The following is a 4,349-nucleotide window of genomic DNA, read 5'->3' on the forward strand; positions in this document are numbered from 1 at the left end:
GATGGCCTGGCGCAGCACGGTCAGGGTGTGGGCGTAGACGTCCTTGTGCTGGTGGTGCTCGTCGATCTCCATCCGCAGCGCGGGCAGCTCGGGCAGGACGATGTCGGCGACGCCGACGTCCACCAGCCGGGCGAGCCCGGCGACGGGGTCGACCGCGACCATGAGTTTGCGCAGCTCGTCCCGGATGCGCTCGACCGAGACGATCTTCAGCCGGGGTGTCCTGGAACGCATCGCCGCGACCAGTTCGGGCACCGGGACCAGGCCGAGCTGGGCCTCGAAGCGGGCCGCGCGCAGGATGCGCAGCGGGTCGTCGTCGAAGGACGCCTCGGGGGGGCCGGGTGTGCGCAGCACCTTGCGGGCGAGGTCGCCCAGGCCGCCGAAGAGGTCGACGAACTCGTGGCCGGGCACGGACACCGCCATGGCGTTGACGGTGAAGTCACGGCGGACGAGATCACCCTCGAGGGTGTCGCCGTAGGCGACCGCCGGGTTGCGCGAGGTGCGGTCGTACGCCTCGGTCCGGTAGGTGGTGACCTCGAAGCGCACCCCGGACCGGATCAGCCCGACGGTGCCGAACGCGATCCCCGCCTCCCAGACCCCGTCCGCCCAGCCGCGGGTGATGTCCAGAATCTGTTCGGGGCGGGCGTTCGTGGCGAAGTCGAGGTCGGCGCCGGACGGGTCGGAACGGCCCAGCAGAGCGTCCCGGACGGACCCACCGACCAGATACAGGCTGTAGCCGGCGTTCGCGAAGACCCGTCCGAGAGCGTCCGCCGCGGGTGGCACCTTGAGCAGGGCGCTCACCGCCCGTTCCGCGGAGTCACGTGGATTGTCCAAGCAGATCACCGACACCGCCCCAGGGTATAGGCGGCCAGGGCGCGAACGCCCATGGTCGTTCAGCCGTTCGGCGGCCCACGGCCGTCCGGCGGCCTGGTGCGGGCGGCCGAGGTTGCCTGGTCGAGCGCCCGGGTACGGGCGGCCTGGTGTGAATCCCGCTCGCGGTTCCGTCGGCGCCGCCTGGCGCGGGGGCCGACAAGAGCGACAAGAGCGTGGCCTGGACGCCAGGGGGACGCGCGCCCGGGTTGTGAGCGGCCGGGGCACGGTGGGCTTTGGCGTTTACCGTTCGTTGCCGGGGCCGCCACCAGCGGACAGGCTACGGGCGCATGCTGGGAGAAGCGGCGCGCAAGGCTCGTACGATCAGCCCATGGCCCCGTTCCCGGCATCCCCTCGGCGGCGGTTGCGCCAGGTGGAGGAGACTTCGGCGGGTGGGCTGGTGTTGGACGACCGTTCGGAAATGGCCAATGCGGCGCTGATAGCACGCCGTGACCGGAATGGCCGTCTGCTGTGGTCGTTACCGAAGGGCCACGTCGAGAACGGGGAGACAGCGGAACAGACAGCGGTCCGGGAGGTGGCGGAGGAGACTGGTGTGACCGGACGGGTACTCGGCCGGCTCGGCATGATCGACTTCTGGTTCGTCACCGGACGGACGCGCGTGCACAAGACCGTCCACCACTATCTCCTGCTTCGCACGACCGGGGAGCTCTCGGACGTCGACGTCGAGGTCGCCGAGGTCGCGTGGGTGCCGCTGGCCGAGGTTCCGCGCCGGCTCGCCTATGCGGACGAGCGCGGCCTCCTGCGCCGGGTGCCGGCCATTCTCACGGACAGCGTGTGACAGCCGGCCAGGCGCGTCCGGCGGCGCGGCGTACCGCTATGGTAGCCGTAATCATACTGTCGGTGATATTTTTGCTGCTGAGCACGATGGCCCACGCCCGGGCCGGCCCGTCGTCCACAAGTTCCACGCGTGTATCCACAGGTTCGTCCACAGACCAGGCCGGACCTGTGGATTCGGCTGGGCCCACGGGCTCGGCGGAGCTCGCGGGCCCAGCGGACGCCACGGGCCCCTCCGGTGGGCTACGGCCGCGGCCCGCCGGAGGGGCCCGGTCCACCCAGTCCGGTGGGATGGTCCAGCCCACCGAGCGGTCCGCCACGGCGGTCCAGTCCGCTCTGGTGGTCCAGTCCGCCACGGCGGGCCGGGTCACCACGGCCGTGGCCACCGGCGTCGCCCGGCCGGTCCGGGTGGCGCTCGACGGGCTGTCCGCCGTTGCCGGCCCACAGCTGCCACTGACCGTCACCGGTCATCTGGAGCTCACCGGCACCGAACAGATCTCCGGTGTGGAGATACGGGCTGAGCTGGCGCGCGCGGTGTCCAGCCGCAGGGAACTGGCGAACCTGCGTGAGAACCCGGCCGCCGCGGCCACACTGAACTATCCGACCACGGTGGTGTCCAGGCCGGTGGCGAGCAGGCTCGTGCCGGGAGCACTGCCGGCCACGTTCACCGTGGACGCGCGGCTGACGGGGCTGGGCCTGCCGGCCGCACTGCGGATCTACCCGTTGCGCCTCACCGCGTCCGGCGTCGTCGGCGGCCAGCGCCAGGTCGTCGGGACGACCTACTCCTCCCTGATCTGGGTGCCGGCCGCGGTGACCGCCCCCACGCCGGTCTCGGTCGTACTGCCGCTGGCGGAGGTGCCGCGGCTGCGCGCCGACGGCCGGCTCACCGACGACGGCCTGACCGAACTGGTGGCCCCCGGCGGCCGGCTGAACCGGCTGCTGGACGCCGTCACGCCGAGCGACGGCCGGCCGGCGCCACCCGTCGCCCTCGCGGTCGACCCGCTCCTCGTCCAGACACTTCAGATCATCTCCAGCGGCCCGTACGAGGTGGCCACACCGTCCGGTCCCAGCCCCCGGCGGGCGGTCCGGGACGCGGCGGCCTTCCTGACGAAGCTGAAGGCGTTCGCGGACGCCGGCGGAACGATCTTCGCTCTGCCCTACGGGGACGTCGACGTGGTGGCGCTGACCCGCGCCCAGGAGTTCCACAGCATCCTGGTGGCGCTGCTGACCGGCCGGACCGTCATCGCGAACGCGACCGGCCGCGGCCCGGACGCGACGATCGCCTACCCCGGCGACGGGCTCGTCGACGCCCCCACCCTCGACCTGCTGCGCCGCATGGGCGTCACGACCGTGATCGCGGACTCCCGCCTGCTGCCGCCGAAGGACCCGGAGAAGACCTACACCCCCGCGAGCGCCACCGGGATCCCGACATCCGGTGGCGTCGCGCGGGTACTGGCCGCCGACCAGCCGCTCGGGGTGCTGGCGGCCGGTCCCGCCGGCGGGACCGGTGAGACCGGCTCGCCGACCCAGGCGGAGTCGTTCCAGGGCCTCCTGGCCGAAATAGCGATGATCACCGCCGAGCGGCCGGGGCTGGCCCGCCCCCAGACGATCGCGCTGCCGCGTTACTGGGACCCGCCGGCCGGCTGGGCGCAGATGCTCATGGGCGGCCTGTCCACGCCGTTCTCCCGGCCGGCCGCGCTGCCGTCGACACCGGCGGCGCAGACCGCCGCCGCGGGAACCGGCTCCACGGGAAGCAACCCGGCGGGAAGCAACCCGGCGGGGCAGGCTGCCCCGGCCGACGAACGCGGCCGGCTGGCCTACCCCGGCTGGGCCCTCGCAGCCGAGCTGCCGGTCTCCCGAGTGATCGCAGCCGAGGACCTGCGCGGCCAGATCCACGCGCTGAAGTCCGTCCTGTGCCCGCCGGACTCGGGCGCCGCCGGCGTGCGCAACTGCGCCGCCGCGGGCATCGACGCGATGGAGAACACGCTCACGTCGTCCGAGTCGGTGGCCTGGCGGGCGGGCGCCGCCGGCACGGCCGGTGCCGACGAGCTGGGCACGGGTGTCGCCGGCGAGGTACAGGCGCTGCGGGACGGCATCCGGGTGGTCGCCTCACGCAGTGTGTCACTGACCGGCAAACACGGGACGGTTCCGGTCACGCTCGAGAACAACACCGAGGTCATCATCAACGTGCTGCTCTCGCTGTCCTCGACCGACCGAGCCCGGCTACGATCAGCGACCCAGGTTAAACTCACGGTGCCACCTCTGCAGAAGGTGCAGGTGGAGATCGAGGTCGATGCCGAAGGTGCCGGAACGTTCCCCGTCGATGTCACGATCCTCACCCCGGCCGGCAAGCCGCTGTCAGCCGCGCCGCCGGTGCGGATCCTGGTGAAGTCCACGGTCTTCGGCGTGATAGCGGTGGCGATAACGGGAGGGGCGCTGGCGGTTCTGGTGTTCGCGGTGCTGCTCCGGCTGGCCCGTCGGCTGCGGACGTTGCGCGTGCGGACGCCCACCGCGGCGTCCGCACGAACCGGACCGGCCCCGCCGGGCGGTGGGCCCGTCCTGGCCGAGACACCGCGGGCGACCGGGGCCACCGGGACGGTCGGGCTGTCCACGCGGCCCGGGCTGTCCGGGCTTTCCGGCTCGTCCGGGCTTTCCGGCTCGTCCGGGCTTTCCGGGCCGTCCGGGTC

Annotated in this window: 3 protein-coding genes; 2 read left to right on the plus strand and 1 reads right to left on the minus strand. The window is 72.9% G+C overall.

Going from position 1 to position 4,349, the window contains the following annotated elements; translation table 11 throughout:
* Nucleotides 1-840 (minus strand): tRNA nucleotidyltransferase/poly(A) polymerase-related protein (locus AC5LSR_RS23125; protein WP_493469020.1); only part of this gene is annotated, 840 nt, incomplete at its 3' end.
* 400 nt (nt 841-1,240) lie between these two features.
* Between AC5LSR_RS23125 and AC5LSR_RS23130 the strand changes: the two genes are divergently transcribed.
* Together AC5LSR_RS23130 and AC5LSR_RS23135 are read left to right on the plus strand one after the other, a co-directional pair.
* Nucleotides 1,241-1,666 carry an NUDIX hydrolase gene (locus AC5LSR_RS23130; protein WP_250287384.1) on the plus strand — a complete coding sequence of 142 codons (426 nt, stop codon included), beginning with the start codon at nt 1,241-1,243 and terminating at the stop codon, nt 1,664-1,666.
* 86 nt (nt 1,667-1,752) lie between these two features.
* Nucleotides 1,753-4,349, plus strand: a 2,597-nt coding sequence (locus AC5LSR_RS23135) for a DUF6049 family protein (protein ID WP_493469022.1), incomplete at its 3' end; no start/stop codon positions are given.

The sequence above is a fragment of the Protofrankia sp. CiP1_Cm_nod4 genome (assembly GCF_982290645.1).